This is a genomic window from Streptomyces sp. NRRL F-5122 (assembly GCF_001507435.1).
GTDB classification, from domain to species: domain Bacteria; phylum Actinomycetota; class Actinomycetes; order Streptomycetales; family Streptomycetaceae; genus Streptomyces; species Streptomyces lannensis.
On record NZ_LMWH01000261.1, the window covers coordinates 1 to 20,887 of the forward strand.

Here is a 20,887-nt window from a genome sequence, read left to right on the forward strand (position 1 = left end):
CCCCCCGCACATCCGAACACGACACCCCCTCACGCAACGGAAACCGCCCCAACACCCCACCCACCTCAGGCGTCAACGCACCCGCCAGACGAGAGGCCGGCGGGCGGGACTCGTCACGAAGAGCGCGGACGGCGTCACGAACCGCCTCCCGCTGCGGTCCCTCCGGAACTCCTTCGGCTGCGCGCTCGTACAGGTCCGCGCCCTCCTCCAGGACGAGTTCGGTGTCGATACGCAACGGCACCTTGATCCGCGCGTGATGCCGCCAGGTGGTGACCGGATCGCTCCACGCCTCGACCACGTAGGTCCAGTTACCGACCGACGACGGAGTGACCTCGGCGCCCCAGCGGTCGGAGCCGGGTTCGAGTTCGTGCATCGGCGTCCACGGTCCGGGCCGGCCCTCCGGGTCCCTGAGGACGACATTGGCTCCGATGGCACCATGTCCCTCGGCGAAGACCGTGGCGGTGACCTGGAAGGTCTCCCCTTCCACCGCCTTGGCAGGGCGCCGCCCGCCGTCCACGGCGGGGCGGACGTCCACGACCGGAATGCGTCCGATCACGGTTCCGGCGCCCCCGGTGACGGGAGGTGCACCGCCACGGCGCACGGCCTGCCCTTCCATGGACTTCGCCTCCTCCGCCGTCATCGAGCCTCGGTGGACACCGGCTCTCCGGTCCTCGGGTCGCAGTCGGCCTTCCGGCCTTCGTTCCTCCGCCGCGCACGGCGGCCCCGCTACGCGTTCGCCGACGGTGCGGCACAGACATCACTGACGGGTCGCTCACGGGGCTCACGGGTGTTCAGATAAAGTTCGGCGGCGTCGACGGCCTCGCGCGCGCAGCGCTTGCCCATCAGCACGCACAGCGTGTAGCCCGTGTCCTCGAAGCTGCCGCGTACCGCCCGGTTGTCGGGGGACGCAAGCATCAGGCGTTCCCACGCCCGGTACCGCTCGAGATGCCTGGCGACCTCGTCCCTGGCTGGCAGCAACATGGCACCGGTCACCTCCCAACCTCTTCGCCCGAGCACGGTTCCGGACGGTTCGCGGGGTCGCGGTCCGGAAAGGTGCGCGAAGGCCGTGCACGGAGTGGGGTTGGTCCGTTACGGCGATCGAGACCTTCACCCATGGTGCACGGTGGGCGACGCAGCGTCCTGTTCAGAATTGAACCACTTTGGGTCGGTGTGCTTCGTGTTGCACGAATGGAGTAGTGCTCGCACCCTGGGACTGACTCAGGAGCGATGAATGCTCACGCTTCGTGTTCGGGTCTCGGCCCGCAGGGACGAGCAGGAGCGCGAGCTTCACCGGTGAGGAGCCAACGACGATGAAGACCGCAGCGCCCTACTACTACCACCTCGACGTGGAGATCAGCCCCGAGCGGATCGGGCATGTCAGGCGGATCCTGGCCGCCCATCTCCGGTACTGGGACCTGGAGATGCTCGTCGAGCCCGTCTGCCGATGTTCGGACGCACTGTTGCGCACCATCGACGCTCACGCGGCGGACAAGAACACCACCATCGAGATGTGGTGGAACGGACATCACCTCATCACCGCGGTCCAGGACAGCGAGCGGGACATCCGGCCGCACTATGCGCCAAGCGGCTGCCTGGCGCAGATCGCGGCGCTGAGCAACGGCTGGGGGTGCTGCGCGACCGATACCGGGGGCAAGATCATATGGTTCTCGCAGCGGGCACGGTCCGGCGATCACGCCCTGCTCGTACCCGTGGCCCCTTCGCCGAGCCTGCGGGAGACACGTCCGCTGCCCCGCGCGCTCCCCCTCACGGCGGACGCCGCCGCGCGGGAGCGGGAGGATGTATCGACCGAGTGGGCGGAACCGGCCACGGCCCTCGTCTGACACCGCCCTCCGGTGGGGCCGGGCCCCGCCGGAGAACGACCAAGTTCGATGAGTCCCACCGGTACGACGGTGCCCGCGCCCCACGGCGCGGGCCCGCCTTTCGTCTGCACGCGCAGGACGGGCCGGCACAGCCACCTGACAGTCGCGCCGCCATCCGTAGGCGACGGGTACCCCGGGAGCTGCTGCCGTACAGTCAGATGTGCGCCGGAGAAGGTTCGTTACCCGTGCCCGTGCGCCTCGCCGGGTGCGGGCACGCGTACGCAGGGCACGGCGGTCACGAACGGCGCCGGAGAGCCATCAGCCATCGTCAAGTGCCCCCGCTCAGGAACCATCCGTCCCCACATCGCGCGTCACCGACGGCCAGGGCCGCGCGGACGCTGACCGGCCGGTTCGACGAGCCGGCACCTACCGGGCAGGACCGTCTCTACAAGCCAAACGGCCCGATGACGCAGACCGAGCTCCTCGCCTGCTCGTCCCCCGGCCAAGTTGAGGCCCTTCTTGACGTAAGGCGCTCAGTGGTCTCGTGGGCGCGAGCACAATGCGGATACAGGCCGGTGGTCCGGGGCGGGGCCCAGAACGCAACTAAGCGGGTCCCTCTAGCCGGATGTTCCGGCGGGAGGGACCCGTCCTCGTGCGGCCCTTCCCGAGGCTGAACGAGCAGGGCAGTCAGTTCGGTTGTGGCCGGGCACAGGCATCGGGAGCAGACGGTCAGCGAGGTTCGTCGATGACAGGGTTCTCCAGCGTCCCGATTTTCTCGATCTCGACGCGAACGGTGTCCCCGGCCTTGAGATACATGCCGGGTCGATGCCAGGCGATGCCGCTCGGGGTCCCGGTGGACAGCACATCGCCGACCTCCAGGGTGAACGCGACGGAGAGGTACGCGACTTGCTCATACAGGTTTTGAAGTTCTCCCCTCCCTTCGCAAGCTCAGGAAGGGGATTCCCGTCTACCTTTCGGCGACAGGTTTGACGGATTTACCCGCCCTACGACCGCGCCTTCCGGCGGCCGGGATCTCCATGATGACGTAGCCGATCCGATACAGTCCGGCGTCGATGCCGACCTCCGGCCCCTGGCGGGGCTCGGGCCTGGCCTCCACGGTCTGCACGCGGAATGCGATGTGAGCCCAAAGCGTCCCTGACCAGCCGGGCGCCGGTGATCCGGTTCTCCTTGGTCGCTTTCTTGCCCACGGGCAGGTCTTAAGGTCCAGCGGAAGCGAACCCGGCCCACCTTGGGGACGTTGCGCCAGCCGGGCACGGTGCCCGAACTGCCGTTTCACCAGGCCGAGTTCGCTCACAACGATCACCATACACAGTTGGTCTATGTCACCACGCTGGAACCCTGATCCCGATGTCAGGACCGGACGCCCCGTCGTCACCAACCTTCACGGCCACTTGGCGTACGTCACCAAGTACCGGCGTAAGGCGTTCACCGACGAGATACTGACGCGCTGCGAGGAGATCATGCGAGAGGTGTGCACCGCCTTCGAAGCCGACCTGAAGCTGTTCAACGGCGAACAGGACCCGTCTCTGCCCGGCTGCTGCGCAGGGAGTACGACGCGCACGTGCGCCGGTACCTGTGGAGCGGACACTTCTGGTCCGGCTCGTACTTCGCCGGAAGCTGCGGCGGGGCGCCGCTGACCGTCGTACAGCAGTACATCGAGCGGCAGCAGCGCCCCGTGGGCTGAGGTATACAGTGCCAACCCATGCTCACGTGCGGGTCAGAGTGGGCTTGAGACGGCCTTCACCACCGCCCTGAAAGGCGGCGCACTGGCCAAGATCAAAGGTAGAGCATGTCCGCTGTATGGCCCTTCCTGGCGCAGGTCGTCACTGACGTACGTGCGCAACCGAAGATCAAGAGGGTCGCCGATCTCGTCCGGGGTGACGATCCATGGACCGATCGGGCGGTGGGTGTCGAATGACTTGCTGACGACCATGCCCGGCTCGAGGGTCTGCCAGTCGCGCATACTGACGTCGTTGACGATGGTGAAGCCTGCGGTCACATCCAGCACCGCGTGCTTGTCGTTCGGGACGTTCTTGCACCGCTTGCCGATGACCAGTCCGAGTTCGCCTTCGTAGTCGATCTCGTCCGGGGCGATTGCCGGAATCCAGATGGGATCGCCGGGCCCGATGATGCTGGTCTGCTGCTTGTTGAACCAGGCCTGCCGGGTCGGCCGCTCCATATGGGTCTCTTCAAGGTGGGCGGCATAGTTGTAGCCGATGGCGAGAAACCTGGGCGGCCTGGGCACCGGAGCGCACAGTTTCACCTCCGAGAGCAACACCCTCGGGGCCGAGCCGGAGGCGGCCCCCACGACCTTCGGATCGCGCTCCAGTAGTTCGATCATCGTGCCCAACGACGGATCGGCGGCCGTCAGGTCCACCATCTCGTCACCGTCGATGAAACCGACGTGCTGTCCCGTACCGCCGTCGAACGTCGCGAGTTTCATCGCTACACCTTTCGTAGCAGTGGCCGTTCGACCGGCTTGAGCCGTTCGGAGATATGCGTCTCTCAATTGCGCCGCGGGTCAGGACCTCCGGCAACTCAGGGACTTACCGCCCAGACGATTGACAAGCGTGGTTGTCGGTGAGCAATTCGCGAGCCTGCCGATGCGAGGCATTCTGCTGTCGGCCGATACTGTCGCGGCCCCGATGACATGGGCGACAGGATCGTCACATGCAGCCGATCTTCGTTCTCGTGCACAGTCCGTCCGTGGGCCCCTCGACCTGGCGTCCCGTGGCCGAACACCTCACGGCTGCCAGACACCAGGTACTGGTGCCGTCCCTGCTGCATGTCGGCGCCGGTTCTCCGCCGTTCTGGCCCCGCATCGTAAGGGCGGTCCGCGACGACCTCCGGCAGGTCCCGGCCGACAACCCCGTCGTGTTGGTGGCACACAGCAATGCCGGATTGTTTCTCCCGGCGATCCGCTCAAGCCTGGACCATCCGGTGACCTGCTCGATCTTCGTCGATGCCGCGCTGCCGGCCCGGATCGGACCTACCGCTGTCGCCTCACCGGAGGTGCTGGAGTTCCTCAACCCGATGGCCGTGAACGGCAGGCTTCCACGCTGGACCGACTGGTGGGACGAGGCGGAGGTCGCACCCATGTTCTCCGATCCCACGATGCGACAGACCGTGATCGAGGAGCAGCCGACTCTGCCGCTGTCCTACTACCAGCAGCGCGTCCCGGTCCCTGGCGGCTGGGACGACCATCCCTGCTCCTACCTGCTGTTCGGCCCTCCGTATGACGAATTTGCCGCCGAGGCACACGAACGCGGCTGGCGTGTGGCACACCTGCCCGGCGCACACCTGCATCAGATCGTCGATCCCGCCGGCACAGCCCGGCACCTCGTCGAATTGGCCACCACGACGTGATCCGTTCCCGATGCACGCACTGCCGACAAGCTGCGTGAGCAGGCCGACGGGCAGGTCCGTGCGGCGCCCTCCTCGGAGTGAATGCGCTGCCCCGTCCGCCCGGCTGGGTTCGTGCGTCGATCACGCTCATGCCGGAGGCCCTGTACTTGATCGCGTTCCGGTCGGGAGGGCGGGACAGGTTCTTCGCGGACGGAGCTGTTGGCTGCGGCCCGGCGGGACCTGCGGCTAACGCCGGCCGGCCGGTGGCATTCGGACGACCGCGGTCCCTCCGTCCAGATCCACCGTCGTTCGGTTCGGTGGCGCCCCGTCCTCCTCGTCGTCGCGCATCAGGAGTGCCGATTGACGCTCCTTCAGTTCGGACTGCTTGCCCGGCGAGAGGCTCGCGTGCAACTGCTCGAACCCGGTCGCCGAAATCTGGCCCTGCCGTGCTCCATTTCGCCACGGCAGGATGCCGGCCCTACCCAGACGCAGCAGCAGCTGGTCAACGAAGGCCAGCACGGTCAGGAGGATAACCAGTCCGGGCAAGGTCATGAAGACGAGCGAAGCCATGTCCTCAGTTTCCGGGTGACGGGGGTGATGACTCCAAGGCTCCTCTGAATCCTCAATGCTCAGCTCGGTCGACACCACTGACGAAGTGCCCTTCGGACGTCAGACCTTCGACGAATGAACGGACGTCCGCAGCAAGGCGCAGCTCCAGGTCAAAGTCAGCATCGAGCCAGGTGACCGCGGGCTCGCCCAGCCTTCCGCACTCTCGGTAGTCAAGGGCAATCCAGCAGTGACCATCGCCGAAGAGCAGTACGACCGGTGAGGGAAGGCCCCATTCCTCCACCAGGTATGGAGTGTCCAGGAGAGAGACCATGCGCTCTCGGCGACCTATGCCCATCAATTCACCGAAGGGCACATGGTCCACACTCCAGGAAGTCGGCTGGTCGGTCGGGAAGGCGTTCCATCCAGACGACACCTCGCCACCGTTTTGGACTCTCAGAAGTTCGAGCAGCGACACGGGAAGCGCCACGCCAAGCACCTGCTCGGCTTCTGTGACGGCCTGGTCCGTCAGCGACGGCTGGACACCGTACGTTCCACCGCTCCACAACGCTGCCTTGACTTCCTCAAATCGCGCCACGATCGGCATCCTACGAACCGTCACCGCACCGGCCGACCTGGGAGACGTGAGAACTCCGGCTCCTTGGAAATGCCGAGGCGGCCACACCGTCCGAAGCGCGACACTGGAGACGTGCTCATCATGGAGCCCGTGCTGGAGACCTACGAGGCCACCGACTTCGCTCCGTGGCCCGTTGTCGACCCGCCCGCAGACCACCTCCTGCCCCTGTCCGGCCGGCTGTCCGTGCGCGAGCTGGGCACCGCGATGGCAGTCCTGACCAGCTACAACAACAGCGATCACAAGCGCCGAGACCTCGACTCCAAGGACGGCACAGCGCAGGTCAGGCATCTTGTGACGACCGAATGTGTCATCGCTCCCGGCGGCCTGCTGATTCGGGACACCGAAACCGGAACCACGGCATCGCCCGGATGCTGCTTCGGTCTGGAGAACTGGCGAGACTGGCTCGTTCTGATGGACGGCGAAGAGCCGTGGCTCGGTCACGATCCCACGCCGCGCGTCGAGCACGTCGGAGCGATCGTCCGGTTGTGGCCCGATGTGGATCGCCTGGAAGGGCTCCCCATCGAACTGCCGCGGGCACTGCTGCCGGAGCTCCTGGGCTCGGTCCGGAACCAACTCGTCGGTTTCCTGACTTGTGTCGAAGGGTGGGCAGCCCGTTACGCCCCGCCCCTCGCTGCCGCCGTGGTCGCAAAGCTCGACGAGGACCTGACCATCGGAGCCCCCGTCCCGGGATGCCGGAGCTGAGACGCCGGCCTCATCAGCCGTCGCGTTGATGCGGCAACGCCGTGATCGGACAGACGACGGCGGTCGCAGAGCGAGTACGGCAAGGTAGTCGTGTCCGTCGCTGGGATGCCGGTCGATCAATGCTGGACGATGAGCCGCGCGTATACCGCTCAACGCCAAGGCCCCGCCGTCTCCGCGCTCAGCTGCATGTCTGGATGCTTGCGCGCTGCTGGACGGTGTCCCAGCCTGAACGCCCACCGTGACAAGCGCTGCACGGTCTGCGCCCTCCCCACCGGAACCGCGTCCTGACAACGGAAGGCACTCGTCCGTACACCCAGCGGATCCGGCCGGCGCCGCCACCGCCTCCGTCTCGCGGGCGAGGGAGCGCCACGTGGGAGCCAGGGGCAGGCTGGATAGTGGAGGTGGCTTGCCGTGGCTCAAGACGAAACCATTTCGCCCGCCGAGGACGCGGCAGTTCTGGAAGCCCTGTTCGACCATTCGCCCACGGGACTGTTGATCCTGGATCCCGAACTGCGAATCCTGCGGATCAACCTCACCAGGCCGGCCCTCCACAACGTCGACCTCGCCCAGATCGTCGGCCGGCACATCACCGACGTCTACGATCTTTCGGCTCCCGGTGAGGTGCAGGAGATGCTGGACGGCGTGCTGGAGAGCGGCGCGCCCGCACAGGGGTACCTGGTGAGGGTGCGTTCCAAGGGAGCGACAGGGCCGGAGTACCTGTACTCCGTCTCCGTCTCTCGTCTGGAAAGCCCGCAGGGAAGGGTCTGGGGGCTGCTGGCGGAGATGCTCGATGTCACCGAGCGCGAAAAGGTGAGCGCCCGTGTGCACGTCTACGGTGCGGTGCGCCAGTACGTGGGACAGACCCTCGATGTGGTGACCACCTGCGAGGAGCTCGTGCGCGAGTTGGTGCCCGGCGTCGCCGACATCGCCGTGGTGGAGGTGGTGGACGCGGTGGTCCGTGGTGAGAACCCTCCGCCGTCCCCGCTGCAACGGGAGGTGCCGCTGCGCCGTGCCGCCGTCTGTCGCAGTGGCGGCGAGGAGCAGATTCAGGCGCATCCGGTGGGTGACGTCCGCGCCCTGCCGTTCACGACGCCCTATGCCCAGACCCTGGCCGATCTCGAGCCCCGCCTCGTGGCGCTGGGCCCGGACACGCCCTGGTTGGCGGCCGACCCACGGCGGGCCGAGGCGATCCGTGCGGCCGGGGCCCACAGTCTGATCACCGTGCCCCTGACGCTGCGTGGGACCGTACTGGGACTGCTCAGCCTCTACCGCACCCGCCAGACGGACGGCTTCGAAACGGGTGATGTCACCCTCGCCCTGGCGGCCGCCGCTCACACCGCGCTGTGCATCGACAACGCACGCCGCTTCACCCGTGAACACACCATCGCCCTGACGATCCAGCGCCATGCGCTGCCTCTCACCCCGGCGACCCCGACCACGGTGGAGACCGCGCACATGCACGTGCCCTCCGAGACGGGCGGAGGCGGCGGGTTCGACACCTTCGCCCTGTCCGGCGCCCGGACCGCGCTGATGGTCGGCGAGGTCGCGGGCCAGGGTATCCACGCGGCCACCACACTGGGACAGATTCGAACGGCCATCCACTCCCTGGCGTCACTCGACCTGGAGCCCGACGAACTGCTCGCACGCCTCAACGACACCGCCATGAGCCTGGCGGAGGAACGTGCGGTGCTGCCTCCCGCCGACCGTCTGCCGCTCGCCGGAAGCTGTGCGTACGCCGTGTACGACCCGCTCGCCCAGACCTGCACCATCGCTCTGGCCGGACACCCACCACCCGTCGTCGCCCATCCCGACGGGACCACCGAGATCCCTCGGGTGCCGAGCGGACCTCCCTTGGGCAGCGCCGAAGGACCCCCCTTCGCCACCACCACTCTCTCCGTCGCCGACGGCAGCGTCCTCGCCTTCTACACCACGTCCCTCCCGCACATCTCGCCTTCCCCGGACACCCTGCAACGGGTGCTGGGCCACCCCGAGCGGCCACTGCAGGATCTCTGCGACGACGTGCTCTACCGGCTGCGGAACGACTCCCGCCACGGTGATGTGTTCCTCCTGCTCGCCCGCACCCACGCGTTGCCCGACGACCAGGTCGCCGCATGGCAACTCGAATTCGCGCCCAGAGCGGTCGGCACGGCCCGCAGCCAGGCCCAACACCAGCTCGCTCATTGGGGGGTGGACAAGGAGACCGCCTACACCACCGAAACGATCGTCAGCGAACTGGTCACCAACGCGGTCCGCTACGGCACTCCGCCTCTCCGGTTGCAACTCATCAAGGACCGCACACTCACCTGCGAGGTCCATGACGGCAATCCCCTCGCACCGCGGTTGCACCACGCGAAGACCATCGACGAAGGCGGGCGCGGCCTGTTCATCGTCGCCCAACTCGCCCAGAACTGGGGCGTGCGCTACGGCCTCGACGGCAAGACCGTCTGGGCCGAGCAGCCTCTGTCGACGACCCGACGCTGAAGCGCCGGGCTTGCACGTCGAGTTAATGGATGGCCCCGGCCCGGACACCTCTCACCGCCAGGGGCGCGCCCGGCGCTTGGTCTTCAGTCGCGCTCGTTCACGCAGCAGGGCTTGGTAGTGGATCGACTTCTCGCCGCCCGGATCGAGGTACTCGCAGATGTCGGCCACCGTGTCGGCGTCGTCCGCGCTGCCCGTCAGACCGATCCCGACGAGCAGCCAGAAGCCCTCTATGGCCGTGGCGCGGCACTCATCCCCCAGCGCCCACCCTGACGGCCACGCACCGCCGTCCCCCGCGCCGGCAGCTATGTGCAGCAGCGTCTGCAGCAGAACACCACGGGCCGACGACGAGAGCTCACCTGGCAGGGCGGCCATGATCACGCCGACGGCCGGCGCCGTGCACTCCGTGATGTTGGTGTCGCCCTCCACATGACCGTCGAGGGTGTACCCGATCATGTCCCGAGGAGTCTCCGCGGTGATGACGGTCTCGAAGAGCAGAGGTACATGCTCGGCGGAGTCACCACACATGCATGCCAGGGACTTCCAGTCGTGCCGCGCCAACTCGGCGCGCACCAGGGCACTGACTGCCATCCGCAGTCCCTCCAGAAGGTCGGTGGCCGGCGTCGGACTTCATGTTCTCCTCAGCTCGACGTGCGAGCGCCTCAGGGCCCCTCGCCGCGCTCCTCGATATCGAGGTTCGGGGCCGTCGGCCGGCACCTAGGATCTACCCGTGATCGCTGACGTGCAGTGTGTGGTGCTCGACTGTTCCGAGCCGACGGAACTCGCCGAGTTCTACCGGGCGTTGCTCGGTGGGGCCGTCAATCAGGAGGATCGGCGGTGGGCCCTGGGCGACGGCTGGGCGACCTTGCACACGCCGTCCGGACTCGTCCTGGCCTTCCAGCGGGTGGCCGACTACTTGCCGCCGCGATGGCCCGACGCGACCCGCCCGCAGCAGTTCCATCTGGACCTCGGTGTCGCGGACCTGGACCGAGCGGAGGAACAAGCGCTGGCCTCGGGGGCGACGGTGCTGGACGTCGGTTCCGGAGGGCGGAGTTGGCGTGTCTACGCCGATCCGGCAGGGCATCCGTTCTGCCTGGTGCGGCACTGAGGACAGGCAGTCAGCCCCGGTCGCACCACCGAGCTGTCACGAGCGGAGCCCGCGCTGGTCGCGGCCCGGGCGGCCCGGGTCCTGGAACTGCCGGTGCCGCAGAGCACGGTCGTCGACGGAGCCGCGCAGAACACTGCGGCGGACGCCATGACGCATACCGCCGGGCCGGCGGGAACGCCGACGACCCGCCACCGGCAGCGCGGTGCTCGGTGTCGCCGCGGCGGGTACGGGCGGTTGGTGGCGCTGGGGGGCCGAGCCCGGTACGGCACCGCTCCGGTCCCCTGGGCCGCCGAGGCGTACGACGCCGTACGCTTCGCGGCTCACGGCCTGACCGCCGCGGGCGACTACGCACGCTCCGCCGTGCGCTCCGAACTCCTGCGGCACTCTTGGCAGGGCATCACCCGCAGGATCAGCTACGACCCGGACTCCCAGTTCTTCGAGGCCGTCGAGGACGCGGGCGCGTTCCTGTACAGGGTGACGGACCACACCCTTCGCTTCGTGTCCCGGGCGGACGACATCGGCAGGACGACGTGAAGGGCGCGGCCCCCAGGGCCTGTCGTTTGGATCGTGCCGGCGTCGGCCGAAAGGCGCGATCTCTGCCGGCCGGCCTGACCCGAACGACAGACCCTAACCAACCAGACGGCGACGCCAGTCGATCGGGGTGACGGTGATGGCCCGGTGCGGATCCCGGTCCCACTCGGTCTGCAGACCGGCTCCGCGGAGTGCGGCGACGACCTCGTCGCCGATCGCGGCGGTGGTCTCGGAGGAGCCGTCGAAGCCGCCGTAGAGAAGCATCAGGCCCTGGCCGATTACGGCGGAGTCCGTGCACTGCGTGTGGAAGTAGACGAACCCGCGCGCGTCGGGCCCGCTTTCGGCACCGATCTCGGACTGACCGCAGCTGCGGCAGCAGGTGAAGTTCTCGCGTGCGGTGATGCCGGCCGCCTCCAGCACGGCGAAGGCGCGCGCGAGCCGCTCGGGGTCGGTCTCGCCGTGCCAGGCGGCCTGCTCCGCGACGCGCTCCCGCCACAGCCGGTCGGCCAGCGCCTCCGCCTGTTCGCGCGACACGGGTCGGCGGTCCTCGGTGACCAGGTACTCCTCGGCGAGTTCCGCCAGTTCGGCACGGGAGGCGTAGCCGCCGTTCAGTACCACCCGAACGTGTCTCTCCAACTCCGCGCGCTCGTCCTCCTCGAGGTCGAGCGGCGGCACCACACGGGCGGGGCCCATGTCCAGCAGTGACCAATCCGTACCCGCGTCCCAGCCGGCCTCCTGGCGTGCCCAGCCGGTGAGCACCGCGATCACGGACTGGGGGCTTTGCGCCGATGTCTGGAAGTGCCGTTCGGCGGTGCCGTCGCGGTGCTCCAGTGTGTAGTCGCCACCGGCCGGGTGCCAGACCTGGGCGAAGACATCGGGCAGGTCGGGTATCCGCTGGATCACCAGGAACCGGTCACCGTCGTCGCCGATACGCCGGACCAGCCCGGCCAACTCCTCGGCGGACACACGCACGTGCCGCTCCCCGTTCTCCGTCCGCACCGCGATCTCGAGCATGCCCGAACTCTGGCACACACCACTGACAACCGGTCTGCCGGAACCACCACGCGACTCCGGAAGGCGGCCAGGACTCGCGTGCCGCCGGTTCGCCCGTCCCTCGGCCCGTTGCATCAGAAAGCCGCGTCGCGCGGTGTCCCCCCGCACGCCATGAAGATGTAACGTACATGACAAGCTTCGTCTCTACGGTTTACGCGCGTCAACCCGTCCCCCGCCTGGAGGAGTCGATGACCATGAAGTACGTCAAGAACGCCCTCGCGGTGGCTGCCGCCGCCGTCGCCGCGGTCGCCCTCCCGCAGTCCGCCGCCAAGGCCGACGTCCCACCGCAGCACGCGATCATCGTGTGCCAGAGCGCCAGCTTCTACGCCAACTACAACAGCGCCTCCGGGCCCACCGGTCTTCTGCGCACGCTCACCTACGGCAACAAGGTCGGCCACACCATCGGCGCCCACCCCGTCTACAACGGCTGGGCCGCCACCTTCGACTTCGGCCCCAACGACTGGGGCTATGTGCGCTACGAGTGCATCGGCGGCTACGACTCCTGGTGAGCACCGACCGCCCCGCCCCCACACATCGGCAGTGAAAGGAATACCCATGCCCACACTCCGTGTCACCCGTGCGGCCGCCCTCGTCACCGCGTCCTGCGCCGCACTGCTCATCGGCGCCGGACCGTCACTCGCCGCGAACGGCACCGTAGGCGTACGGGAGACCGTCTGCGCCAACGACCTCTACGTCCGCACCGACCCGGGCGGCGCCTGGACGGGCACCCTGTACAAGGGGCAGACCTTCCTGGTCGAGAGCAAGCAGAGCGGCTGGGCGTACGGCTTCGCCTACGGCGACATCAACCGCCACGGATGGGTCCAGGACGGCTGGTTCTGCTGACCTCACCAGCCGCCCCCACCACGGCCGCACCCTTCGAACCAGAGGAGTACGCAGGCATGCTCCGCAACCTCATGGGCCCGCGCACCCTGCGCCGCTGCGCCCCGGCGGCGGCCGCGCTCACCGTCCTGGCCGCCACCCCCGCCATGGCCGGGAACGTATGGCAGATCCAGACCGCGAACTCCCCCACCACCGGCGCCCCGATCACCGGTGGCGGCAGCTGGATCGTGAACAAGCAGAGCGGCTACTACCTCGGCCGCTCCCTGCCCGGCTGGGAGTTCGACAACGAGCAGACGACTCCGGCCAACTGGCACTATGGCCGGGCCATCACCGGACTCAACATGTGCGGTTGGGCGATGCCCGGTTCCATGGCGACCCTGGTGCGCAGTGTGACCGACTCCTGCTCCGACGCGACCAAGGACACGCTCTCGCACCGACTGACCGTCGGCCGTGACTTCAACGCCCCCGCGCACGCCACCGGCGACGGCACCGCCTCCCCCGCCGACACCGGCTGTACGCTCTACTACAACTACTTCCACGGCACCGACTTCACGTCCAACGGCGGCCACTGGGCCGACGCCGCGGGCACCGCCTCCGCCACGGTCATGTACCGCTTCACGACCCGTGACGGGCGGGCCGCGGTGGTCCGCGACCCGAGCCGCGGCTGGGGCTTCCTGCCGATCGGCTGTGTCACCCGGCCGTCGGCGCTGTACAACGACAACGACTGAGACGACGACCGTCGTACGGCCTGGGGCACCGGGCCGTACGACCCTCTGCGGGTGGCGGCACCGGCACGTCCGTGCATGAACCGGGGCCGCCTGGCCGCACGACCCGCGCGCTCAACCGCCGTCCGATCTTCCGGAACCGCTGCTCATCCCCGCACGCGCCGTCTCGCGTCAGTGGGGCAGGAGTTGCTGGCCGCCGTCGATGTCGTACGTCGCGCCGGTCAGCGCGTCGTTGCACATGATGTGCACGGCGAGTGCGGCGACATCGGCCGGGCCGACCACCCGTCGGATGGGCAGAGTGGCGCGCAACTCCTCGCGGCGGGCCTCGAGCCGATCGCCCAGGAGCGCGGCCGACAGCGGGGTGTCGACGAATCCGGCGGCGATGAGGTTCACTCTGATCGGCGCCAGTTCCAGCGCCAGGTCGGCGACGAGGGCGGGCAGCGCCGCGGTGAGGGCGGACACGACCGCCATGCCGACGGCGGGGCGCCGGGCACCGGTACCGCCCATGAACACCAGCGTTCCTCCGGCCCTGACCTTGTCACGACTGCAGAGGGCGACCCCGAGTGTCATGGCGAGGCGCCGGCTGAAGTCGCTGCGGGCGGCGGCGAGGTCCATCTCCGCCAAGGGCATGTATGTGGGGCCGCTGCCGGTGACCATCACATGGTCGATCGACCCGGGCAGGTCCTGGAAGAACTGCTCGAGGCGGTCGGTGTCGGTGACGTCGAACGCCGCAGTGCCGACGGGCTCCAGCTCGTGTGCGGCTCGCTCCAGCTTCTCGGGGTCGCGGCCGACCAGGATCACCTGTCCGCCGTCCGCGCGCACCTGACGGGCGGTCTCCAGGCCGATGCCCGCGGAGCCGCCGATCACCGCGACGGTCTGGTCGGCGAGTCCGGGTCTGCGGTGGTTTCCGGTGCCGCCGGATGCGGCCGTCACGCCGCATCGCCGCCCAGCGCGGTCGCGTCGCCCTGGTGGTCCCCTCTGCTGCCCGTCATCCGTACCTCCGGGTGTCGGTCCCTCGTCCCATCGTCGCGCCTCGGGCCGCTGATCGCCTGCCGGCCGGGCACGGCTGTCGTCCCGCTGTCGCCGACGGCGACGTCGTCACGGACCTCCCCAACGCCCGGGCTGCGGGGTCCAGGTTCGGAAGTCCTGGCAGTTCCGCCCGATCGCCGCCGCATCCGCCCTGGCGGTGGAAGGATCGCCCTGCCGAATCGAGGAGGGGTCCCGGGTGCCGTCCACCGAGCTGCAGCACACCTTCCACATCGCCGCGCCGCCGGAGGAGGTCTTCGCGCATCTGGCCGAACCGTCGCACTACATCGGGCTGTCGCCGCTTCTGGTCGCCGTCCGCGATGTGCGCCGCGACGGCGGCAGCGTGCACTACACGGCCGTGGAACGCTTCCGGTTCCTGGGCCTCCTGCGGCACGACAACATCATCGGTGTCACGCTCGTCGCCGCTCCGGACGGGCTCCCGGGGTCCGCCGAGATCTCCGGCGAGGTCCGCAGCCCGGGCCGGGTCCAGATGGGCTACCGGTTCACCATCGATCGCCATGACTCGGGCAGCGTCGTCATCGACACCCTGAACCTGCGGACGCCTCCGGGCCTGCTGCGTTTCGCCGCCTCCCAGGCACGAGCGGTCCAGCGGGCCCGGGCCCGTGTTCTGACGGAACGCCTGGCGCGGCCCGCCTGACGGCCTCCCGGCGCGCCGCGTCCGGCGACCCCGTGAGAGTGGGCCCCGCGGGAAGCATGTGACACGTTCCGTCACCGTGGGACCGCCCGCGGCGCAGGGGCACTCGCGGCACCCGTCCCGTCAACTCGGCTCTTTCGGCCAGGGGGTCGGGCCTGTCAGACTCCGGAGCGTGCCCGACTTCGACATGCTCGTCATTGGATCCGGCCCGGGTGGCCAGAAGGCCGCGATAGCCGCGGCCAAGCTCGGCCGCCGGGTCGCCGTCGTCGACCGCCCCGACATGGTCGGCGGAGTCTCCATCCACACCGGGACCATTCCCTCCAAGACCCTGCGCGAGGCCGTCCTCTACCTCACCGGCCTGACCCAGCGCGATATGTACGGACAGAGTTACCGCCTCAAGGAGGACATCACCGTCGCCGACCTGATCACGCGCACCCGTCATGTGGTGAGCCGCGAGGTCGACGTCATCCGCAACCAGCTCGCCCGCAACCAAGTGTCCCTGTTCGCCGGTACCGGCCGGTTCGCGGACCCGCACACCGTCTCCGTCCTCGAACTGAACGGCAACGAAAAGCTGTTGAGTGCCGAGCACATCGTGATCGCCACCGGAACGCGGCCGGCCCGGCCGGCGAGCGTCGAGTTCGACGGTCGGTCGATCATGGACTCCGACAACGTTCTCGACCTGGAACGGGTACCGCGTTCGATGGTCATCGTCGGGGCGGGGGTGATCGGCATGGAGTACGCCTCCATGTTCGCCGCGCTGGGCAGCAAGGTCACCGTGGTCGAGAAGCGGCCGGGAATGCTCGACTTCTGCGACGTCGAGGTGATCGAGTCGCTGAAGTACCACCTGCGGGACCTGGCGGTCACCTTCCGTTTCGGCGAGACCGTCGCGGCCGTCGAGCGGCACCCCAAGGGCACCCTGACCATTCTGGAGAGCGGCAAGAAGATTCCCGCCGACGCCGTGATGTACTCGGCGGGACGACAGGGGCTCAGCGACGAACTCGACCTGGACAAGGCGGGTCTCACCGCCGACAAGCGCGGCCGCATCAAGGTCGACGAGCACTACCGCACCGAGGTGCCGCACATCTACGCGGTCGGCGATGTGATCGGCTTCCCGGCCCTGGCGGCCACCTCCATGGAGCAGGGCCGTATGGCGGCGTACCACGCCTGCGGCGAGCCCGTGCACGGGATGTTCGACCTCCAGCCGATCGGCATCTACACCATCCCGGAGATCAGTTTCATCGGCCGGACCGAGGACCAGCTCACCGAGGACCGCGTGCCCTTCGAGGTCGGCATCTCCCGCTACCGGGAGCTGGCCCGCGGGCAGATCATCGGTGACTCGCACGGCATGCTGAAGCTGCTGGTCTCCCCGGAGGACCGGACCCTGCTCGGTGTCCACTGCTTCGGCACCGGGGCCACCGAGCTGATTCACATCGGCCAGGCCGTGATGGGGTGCGGCGGTACGGTCGACTATCTCGTGGACGCGGTCTTCAACTATCCGACGCTCGCGGAGTCGTACAAGGTCGCCGCGCTGGACGCGACCAACAAGATCCGGCAGATCGACCGGCTCAAGGACTGAACCGCCGGTCATGACGGTCCTGTGTGCCCGGCCACCGCATGTCGTGGCCGGGCACGCAGGACCGCAGGACAAGCAGCCGGGCACGCAGGATCGCAGGACGGAGTGTCCGACACGCCGGGCGTCCGGCGTCTTCACGCTCCCGAGGGGTCCTCGCGTGGACAGCACCCCCTCCGGTCGTCGAGACTCGGCGGATGGCCAAGTACTTCGACGTTCACCCCGACAACCCCCAGCCACGCACGATCGGCCAGGTCGCCGACAGCATCCGTGACGGCGCGCTCGTGGTCTATCCGACCGACTCGTGCTTCGCGCTGGGCTGCCGCCTGGGCAGTCGTGACGGCATCGACCGTATCCGGGCCATCCGCCATCTCGACGACCGGCACCACTTCACGCTCGTGTGCCGGGACTTCGCGCAGCTGGGCCAGTTCGTGCACGTCGACAAGGACGTGTTCCGAGTGATCAAGGCGTCGACACCGGGCAGTTACACGTTCATCCTCCCGGCCACGCGCGAGGTGCCGCGCAAGCTGCTCCACCCGAAGAAGAAGACGGTCGGCGTCCGTATCCCCGATCACGTGGTGGCGCAGGCGCTGCTGGCCGAGCTCGGCGAGCCGCTCCTGTCCAGCACACTGCTCCTGCCGGGCGAGGAGGAGCCGATGACGCAGGGCTGGGAGATCAAGGAGCAGCTCGACCACGTCGTGGACGCGGTCGTCGACTCCGGTGACTGCGGCACCGAGCCGACCACCGTCGTCGACTTCTCCAGCGGCGAACCCGAGATCGTGCGCAAGGGCGCGGGCGACACATCACGGTTCGAGTGAGGTGCGGGCCGTGCCGGTGCCCCGGCGGAGTTCACGCCGGTCGCCGCCGTCGAGCGCGGTGACTGCGTCGGGGTGAGCGGCCGCCGGGCACGTCGGCGGCCGCCGATCACCCCGGTGCGCCGATCGGCGGGCATCCGGACGACTGGACCGGCGCCCGTCGGCAGGCGCAGGCTGAGAAGGGGGACGCTCGACGCGGGCCATCCGGTTCGGAGGACCCGCGGGCAAGGCTCTCGGCGCGCGACCTCGAGCCTTTCGGCCGCGCCGCACCTCAGCGCACGGAAGTGATCACTATGGAAGCCAAGCAGTGGACCGTGCAGATCTACATCACCGAAGAGGGCGACGACACCCATGCGCGTGCCGTGCTCAGCACCCAGGACACGTCGATCGTCACGGGCCGGGGCACCGCCCGGCGCAATCCGACCGACCGGCCGATCCCGGAGATCGGCGACGAACTCGCCGCCAGCCGCGCGCTGGAGGACCTCGCCATCAGGCTGCACGACGTCGCCTCCGACGACATCGTGGCACTGGCGGGCCACGTGGTGCCTTGACCGGGCACCGAGCACCGACCCGGTGCGCGCACGGTGACGGGAGTGTGCGGCCCGGCCCGCGCGGACCCCGTACGGCGCGTGCCCTTCAGTCCGGGAGCGGCACCCGGCGTGTCTCGCCCGGCTCGATACGCAGCGCCCGGCCGGGCAGCCGGATATCGATGGGGGTGCGGTCGGACGGCGGCACCGCGATCTCGAGCCCGCCGCAGTCCACCCGCATGCGCACGCCCCAGTGGCTGCGGTAGCGCACGGAGAAGCCGAACGACGACAGTTCCGGCAGCGGCACGGGGTTGAGCAGGAGTGCTCCGTCGCGGGACTCGAGACCGGTGAGTCCGCGCTGGACGAGGTCGAGGGTGCCCGCCATGGCCCCGAGGTGGATGCCCTCCCCCGTGGTTCCGCCCTGCACATCGGCGACGTCGCCGAGCAGCGCCTCCTGGCAGCACGACCATGCGTCGGCGCGCCTGGCCCGGGCGAGGACCCAGCCGTGGACCAGGCCGCTGAGGGTGGATCCGTGACTGGTGCGGGCCAGGTAGTAGTCGACGGTGCGCCGCCAGATGTCCGCGTCGAGCCGGTGGCCCAGCCGGGCGAACAGCTCCTGGAGCTCGTCGGGCCCGAACAGGTAGCCGAGCATCAGCACGTCGGCCTGCTTGGACGCCTGGTAGCGGTTGGCGCTGTCGCCCTCCGCCTCCAGGATCCGGTCCAGACGGCGGATGTCGCCGTACCGCTTGCGGTAGCCGTCCCAGTCGAGTTCCGCGAGATCCCCGTAGCCCTGGAACTGGCTGACGACGTCGTCGTGGAACGGCACATGGAGCGTGCGGGACAGCTCCTCCCAGCGGTCCGGTTCGCCGGCGTCCAGCCGGGCTCGCTCGACGAGTTCCCGCCGGCGCGGTTCGGGGAGCTCGCGCAGCACCTGCAGCGCGCGGGTGAGCACCCATGCGGCGGTGACGTTGGTGTACGTGTTGTCGTCGATGCCTGGGGCGGGCGCGTCCGGGTAGGCGTCGTGGTACTCGTCGGGTCCGACGACGCCGCGGATACGGTGCCGGCCGAGGCTCTCGTCGTAGGTCGCCGAGTCGGCCCAGAAGCGGGCGATCTCGAGCAGCATTTCGGCGCCCTTGGTGTGCAGGAACTCCGCGTCGCCGCTCACCTCGCAGTACTGCCACACGTTGTACGCCACGGCCGAGCCGACGTGCCGCTGCAGCCTGGTGTGGTCGGGCAGCCAGCGACCCGAGCGCGGGTTGAGGTGGACCTCCTGGGACTCCTCGCGCCCGTCGCTGCCGCTCTGCCACGGGTAGAGCGCCCCGCGACGGCCGAGGGCGCGTGCCGCGGCACGGGCCTGGTCCAGACGCCGGTGGCGGTAGCTCAGCAGGGACCGCGACACCTCGGGGAAGTGCAGGTTGAGGTACGGGAGCACGAACAGCTCGTCCCAGAAGACGTGCCCGCGGTACGCCTCACCGTGCAGTCCCCGTGCGGGTACCCCCACGTCCAGTTCCGCGGTGTGCGGCGAGAGTGTCTGCAGGACGTGGAAGAGGTGCAGCCGCAGCACCCGTCCGGCCTCCCCGGGCACGTCCAGGTCCGCACGGCGCCACAGCTGGTTCCAGGCGGTGAGATGGGTGGCGAGCAGTTCGTCGAAGCCGGGGGCCGCGGCCACCCGGTCGATCGCGGCGTCCAGCGGGTCGCTGATGGCACGGTCGCGCGAGGTGTGCAGGGCGACGGTCTTGTCGACGGTGACGGTCCGTCCGGGTGGCAGGTACAGACGTGCGGACTGCACGGCACGGACGGCGGGGTGCCGCGTGGTGACGAAGGCGTCGACGGTCAGGCGGGCCGCCAGACCGACCCGGATGTCGGAGGTGCGGGTGCGGCAGCGCAGCCAGGCCGTGTCCGGAGTCGCGGTGCCGGTGTGCACATGGACGAGATGGCAGCCGTCCAGGTCCTGGTAGCGCGGCACGCCGGCATTGGTGACGCCGCCGTCGAGTGCGGCCTCGACCTCAAGCTCGACGGCGGTGCCTTCGGCCGTGAACTCGGTGCGCAGGGCGGCGAGATGAGGGTCGGCCATGTGCACAAGACGCCACTGGCGCACCGACAGCGTGCCCGGCTCGCCGTGGCCGTACCGGGTCCGGCGCTCCAGCAGGCCCGAGGACAGGTGAAGCGTCTGGTCGTGGCCGAGCACGGTTCCGCTGTCCGGCGTCAGCCACTGTTCCCCGGCCGGGCGGAACCGCAGCGGAAGCCAGTTGGGAAGGTTGACCAGGTCCTCGTTCTCGATCCGGCGTCCCGCCACTTCCGAGGTGAGCCGGTCGTAGCAGCCGGCCACGTAGGTTCCCGGATAGTGCACATCGTCGGCGACGCATTCGGGCAGTGCCCCGCGCGTGGCGAAGTAGCCGTTGCCCAGTGTGCACAGGGATTCCCGCAGTCGTTCGTGCACAGGGTCATAACCCTCGTACTTCCAGGTCCAGCCGGCCACTGCGGGGTC

23 protein-coding genes and 2 pseudogenes are annotated in these 20,887 nt (G+C 69.1%); 14 read left to right on the forward strand and 11 right to left on the reverse strand.

Going from position 1 to position 20,887, the window contains the following annotated elements; all coding sequences use genetic code 11:
* Together ADL25_RS34725 and ADL25_RS34730 are read right to left on the reverse strand one after the other, a co-directional pair.
* Window positions 1-616: maltotransferase domain-containing protein (locus tag ADL25_RS34725; RefSeq protein ID WP_159045068.1), on the reverse strand; the 616-nt coding region annotated here is incomplete at its 3' end.
* A gap of 110 nt (window positions 617-726) precedes the next feature.
* A complete protein-coding gene (locus ADL25_RS34730; RefSeq protein ID WP_059131919.1) occupies window positions 727-981 on the reverse strand; it encodes a DUF5133 domain-containing protein in 255 nt (84 codons plus the stop codon).
* A 329-nt stretch (window positions 982-1,310) separates the two neighbouring features.
* Between ADL25_RS34730 and ADL25_RS34735 the strand changes: the two genes are divergently transcribed.
* The gene (locus ADL25_RS34735; protein WP_059131886.1) at window positions 1,311-1,841 is read left to right on the forward strand and encodes a hypothetical protein; all 531 of its coding nucleotides are present in this window, start codon (window positions 1,311-1,313) and stop codon (window positions 1,839-1,841) included.
* A gap of 708 nt (window positions 1,842-2,549) precedes the next feature.
* Here the strand turns inward: ADL25_RS34735 and ADL25_RS46905 are convergent.
* Together ADL25_RS46905 and ADL25_RS50990 are read right to left on the reverse strand one after the other, a co-directional pair.
* Window positions 2,550-2,738, reverse strand: coding sequence for a fumarylacetoacetate hydrolase family protein (locus ADL25_RS46905; RefSeq protein ID WP_079050770.1), 189 nt, complete (start codon window positions 2,736-2,738; stop codon window positions 2,550-2,552).
* A 142-nt stretch (window positions 2,739-2,880) separates the two neighbouring features.
* Window positions 2,881-3,089, reverse strand: a pseudogene (locus tag ADL25_RS50990) (RNA-guided endonuclease TnpB family protein); the annotation flags it as partial.
* Window positions 3,090-3,160: 71 nt separating this feature from the next.
* Here ADL25_RS50990 and ADL25_RS34740 point away from each other — a divergent pair.
* Window positions 3,161-3,525: pseudogene (locus ADL25_RS34740) on the forward strand (transposase).
* 33 nt (window positions 3,526-3,558) lie between these two features.
* Here ADL25_RS34740 and ADL25_RS34745 read toward each other — a convergent pair.
* Complete coding sequence (locus ADL25_RS34745) at window positions 3,559-4,284, reverse strand: fumarylacetoacetate hydrolase family protein (protein ID WP_059131887.1); 726 nt, start codon at window positions 4,282-4,284, stop codon at window positions 3,559-3,561.
* A gap of 227 nt (window positions 4,285-4,511) precedes the next feature.
* Between ADL25_RS34745 and ADL25_RS34750 the strand changes: the two genes are divergently transcribed.
* Window positions 4,512-5,207 (forward strand): alpha/beta hydrolase, encoded by a 696-nt coding sequence (locus ADL25_RS34750; RefSeq protein WP_059131888.1) that lies wholly within the window; start codon window positions 4,512-4,514, stop codon window positions 5,205-5,207.
* Between the two features lie 225 nt (window positions 5,208-5,432).
* Here ADL25_RS34750 and ADL25_RS34755 read toward each other — a convergent pair whose 3' ends face one another.
* Together ADL25_RS34755 and ADL25_RS34760 are read right to left on the reverse strand one after the other, a co-directional pair.
* Entirely contained in the window at window positions 5,433-5,756 is a 324-nt protein-coding gene (locus tag ADL25_RS34755) for a DUF6191 domain-containing protein (protein WP_059131889.1), read from the reverse strand.
* Window positions 5,757-5,808: 52 nt separating this feature from the next.
* Window positions 5,809-6,339, reverse strand: coding sequence for an SMI1/KNR4 family protein (locus ADL25_RS34760; protein WP_059131890.1), 531 nt, complete (start codon window positions 6,337-6,339; stop codon window positions 5,809-5,811).
* Between the two features lie 102 nt (window positions 6,340-6,441).
* On the opposite strand from ADL25_RS34760, the gene ADL25_RS34765 reads away from it, so the two are divergent.
* Window positions 6,442-7,071: a hypothetical protein gene (locus tag ADL25_RS34765; RefSeq protein WP_059131891.1), complete on the forward strand. Its 630-nt coding sequence runs from the start codon at window positions 6,442-6,444 to the stop codon at window positions 7,069-7,071.
* Window positions 7,072-7,482: 411 nt separating this feature from the next.
* Window positions 7,483-9,552 carry a SpoIIE family protein phosphatase gene (locus tag ADL25_RS34770; RefSeq protein WP_059131892.1) on the forward strand — a complete coding sequence of 690 codons (2,070 nt, stop codon included), beginning with the start codon at window positions 7,483-7,485 and terminating at the stop codon, window positions 9,550-9,552.
* A 51-nt stretch (window positions 9,553-9,603) separates the two neighbouring features.
* Here the strand turns inward: ADL25_RS34770 and ADL25_RS34775 are convergent, their stop codons facing one another.
* Window positions 9,604-10,140: a hypothetical protein gene (locus ADL25_RS34775; RefSeq protein ID WP_059131893.1), complete on the reverse strand. Its 537-nt coding sequence runs from the start codon at window positions 10,138-10,140 to the stop codon at window positions 9,604-9,606.
* A gap of 139 nt (window positions 10,141-10,279) precedes the next feature.
* Between ADL25_RS34775 and ADL25_RS34780 the strand changes: the two genes are divergently transcribed.
* Complete coding sequence (locus tag ADL25_RS34780) at window positions 10,280-10,657, forward strand: VOC family protein (protein WP_059131894.1); 378 nt, start codon at window positions 10,280-10,282, stop codon at window positions 10,655-10,657.
* 93 nt (window positions 10,658-10,750) lie between these two features.
* Window positions 10,751-11,191, forward strand: coding sequence for an ABC transporter substrate-binding protein (locus ADL25_RS50005; RefSeq protein ID WP_059131895.1), 441 nt, complete (start codon window positions 10,751-10,753; stop codon window positions 11,189-11,191).
* Between the two features lie 93 nt (window positions 11,192-11,284).
* Here the strand turns inward: ADL25_RS50005 and ADL25_RS34790 are convergent, their stop codons facing one another.
* Window positions 11,285-12,202, reverse strand: coding sequence for a DUF6891 domain-containing protein (locus ADL25_RS34790; protein ID WP_059131896.1), 918 nt, complete (start codon window positions 12,200-12,202; stop codon window positions 11,285-11,287).
* A gap of 233 nt (window positions 12,203-12,435) precedes the next feature.
* On the opposite strand from ADL25_RS34790, the gene ADL25_RS34795 reads away from it, so the two are divergent.
* Genes ADL25_RS34795 through ADL25_RS34805 form a run of 3 tightly spaced genes read left to right on the forward strand, consistent with a single transcriptional unit; the run spans window position 12,436 to window position 13,809 of the window.
* A complete protein-coding gene (locus ADL25_RS34795; RefSeq protein WP_199839260.1) occupies window positions 12,436-12,750 on the forward strand; it encodes a hypothetical protein in 315 nt (104 codons plus the stop codon).
* Window positions 12,751-12,796: 46 nt separating this feature from the next.
* Window positions 12,797-13,084: a hypothetical protein gene (locus ADL25_RS34800; RefSeq protein ID WP_059131898.1), complete on the forward strand. Its 288-nt coding sequence runs from the start codon at window positions 12,797-12,799 to the stop codon at window positions 13,082-13,084.
* A gap of 56 nt (window positions 13,085-13,140) precedes the next feature.
* Complete coding sequence (locus ADL25_RS34805; RefSeq protein WP_059131899.1) at window positions 13,141-13,809, forward strand: hypothetical protein; 669 nt, start codon at window positions 13,141-13,143, stop codon at window positions 13,807-13,809.
* A gap of 168 nt (window positions 13,810-13,977) precedes the next feature.
* Here the strand turns inward: ADL25_RS34805 and ADL25_RS34810 are convergent, their stop codons facing one another.
* Window positions 13,978-14,739 (reverse strand): SDR family oxidoreductase, encoded by a 762-nt coding sequence (locus ADL25_RS34810; RefSeq protein WP_059131900.1) that lies wholly within the window; start codon window positions 14,737-14,739, stop codon window positions 13,978-13,980.
* Window positions 14,740-15,031: 292 nt separating this feature from the next.
* Between ADL25_RS34810 and ADL25_RS34815 the strand changes: the two genes are divergently transcribed.
* The 4 genes from ADL25_RS34815 (at window position 15,032) to ADL25_RS34830 (ending at window position 18,423) form a co-directional block, all read left to right on the forward strand.
* Window positions 15,032-15,490, forward strand: coding sequence for an SRPBCC family protein (locus tag ADL25_RS34815; protein ID WP_059131901.1), 459 nt, complete (start codon window positions 15,032-15,034; stop codon window positions 15,488-15,490).
* 169 nt (window positions 15,491-15,659) lie between these two features.
* Entirely contained in the window at window positions 15,660-17,063 is a 1,404-nt protein-coding gene (sthA, locus tag ADL25_RS34820) for a Si-specific NAD(P)(+) transhydrogenase (protein ID WP_059131902.1), read from the forward strand.
* Between the two features lie 191 nt (window positions 17,064-17,254).
* Window positions 17,255-17,875: an L-threonylcarbamoyladenylate synthase gene (locus ADL25_RS34825; RefSeq protein ID WP_059131903.1), complete on the forward strand. Its 621-nt coding sequence runs from the start codon at window positions 17,255-17,257 to the stop codon at window positions 17,873-17,875.
* A 290-nt stretch (window positions 17,876-18,165) separates the two neighbouring features.
* The gene (locus ADL25_RS34830) at window positions 18,166-18,423 is read left to right on the forward strand and encodes a DUF1876 domain-containing protein (RefSeq protein WP_059131904.1); all 258 of its coding nucleotides are present in this window, start codon (window positions 18,166-18,168) and stop codon (window positions 18,421-18,423) included.
* Window positions 18,424-18,508: 85 nt separating this feature from the next.
* On the opposite strand, the gene ADL25_RS34835 is transcribed toward ADL25_RS34830, so the two are convergent.
* Entirely contained in the window at window positions 18,509-20,878 is a 2,370-nt protein-coding gene (locus ADL25_RS34835; protein WP_059131905.1) for a glycoside hydrolase family 65 protein, read from the reverse strand.
* Window positions 20,879-20,887 lie beyond the last annotated feature (9 nt).

Bases quoted from the DNA above. Each gene is read 5' to 3' on its own strand.
- ADL25_RS34730 (WP_059131919.1), bottom strand. From the start codon at position 981: ATGTTGCTGCCAGCCAGGGACGAGGTCGCCAGGCATCTCGAGCGGTAC.
- ADL25_RS34735 (WP_059131886.1), top strand. From the start codon at position 1,311: ATGAAGACCGCAGCGCCCTACTACTACCACCTCGACGTGGAGATCAGC.
- ADL25_RS34745 (WP_059131887.1), bottom strand. From the start codon at position 4,284: ATGAAACTCGCGACGTTCGACGGCGGTACGGGACAGCACGTCGGTTTC.
- ADL25_RS34750 (WP_059131888.1), top strand. From the start codon at position 4,512: ATGCAGCCGATCTTCGTTCTCGTGCACAGTCCGTCCGTGGGCCCCTCG.
- ADL25_RS34755 (WP_059131889.1), bottom strand. From the start codon at position 5,756: ATGGCTTCGCTCGTCTTCATGACCTTGCCCGGACTGGTTATCCTCCTG.
- ADL25_RS34760 (WP_059131890.1), bottom strand. From the start codon at position 6,339: ATGCCGATCGTGGCGCGATTTGAGGAAGTCAAGGCAGCGTTGTGGAGC.
- ADL25_RS34775 (WP_059131893.1), bottom strand. From the start codon at position 10,140: ATGGCAGTCAGTGCCCTGGTGCGCGCCGAGTTGGCGCGGCACGACTGG.
- ADL25_RS34790 (WP_059131896.1), bottom strand. From the start codon at position 12,202: ATGCTCGAGATCGCGGTGCGGACGGAGAACGGGGAGCGGCACGTGCGT.
- ADL25_RS34795 (WP_199839260.1), top strand. From the start codon at position 12,436: ATGAAGTACGTCAAGAACGCCCTCGCGGTGGCTGCCGCCGCCGTCGCC.
- ADL25_RS34800 (WP_059131898.1), top strand. From the start codon at position 12,797: ATGCCCACACTCCGTGTCACCCGTGCGGCCGCCCTCGTCACCGCGTCC.
- ADL25_RS34805 (WP_059131899.1), top strand. From the start codon at position 13,141: ATGCTCCGCAACCTCATGGGCCCGCGCACCCTGCGCCGCTGCGCCCCG.
- ADL25_RS34825 (WP_059131903.1), top strand. From the start codon at position 17,255: ATGGCCAAGTACTTCGACGTTCACCCCGACAACCCCCAGCCACGCACG.
- ADL25_RS34830 (WP_059131904.1), top strand. From the start codon at position 18,166: ATGGAAGCCAAGCAGTGGACCGTGCAGATCTACATCACCGAAGAGGGC.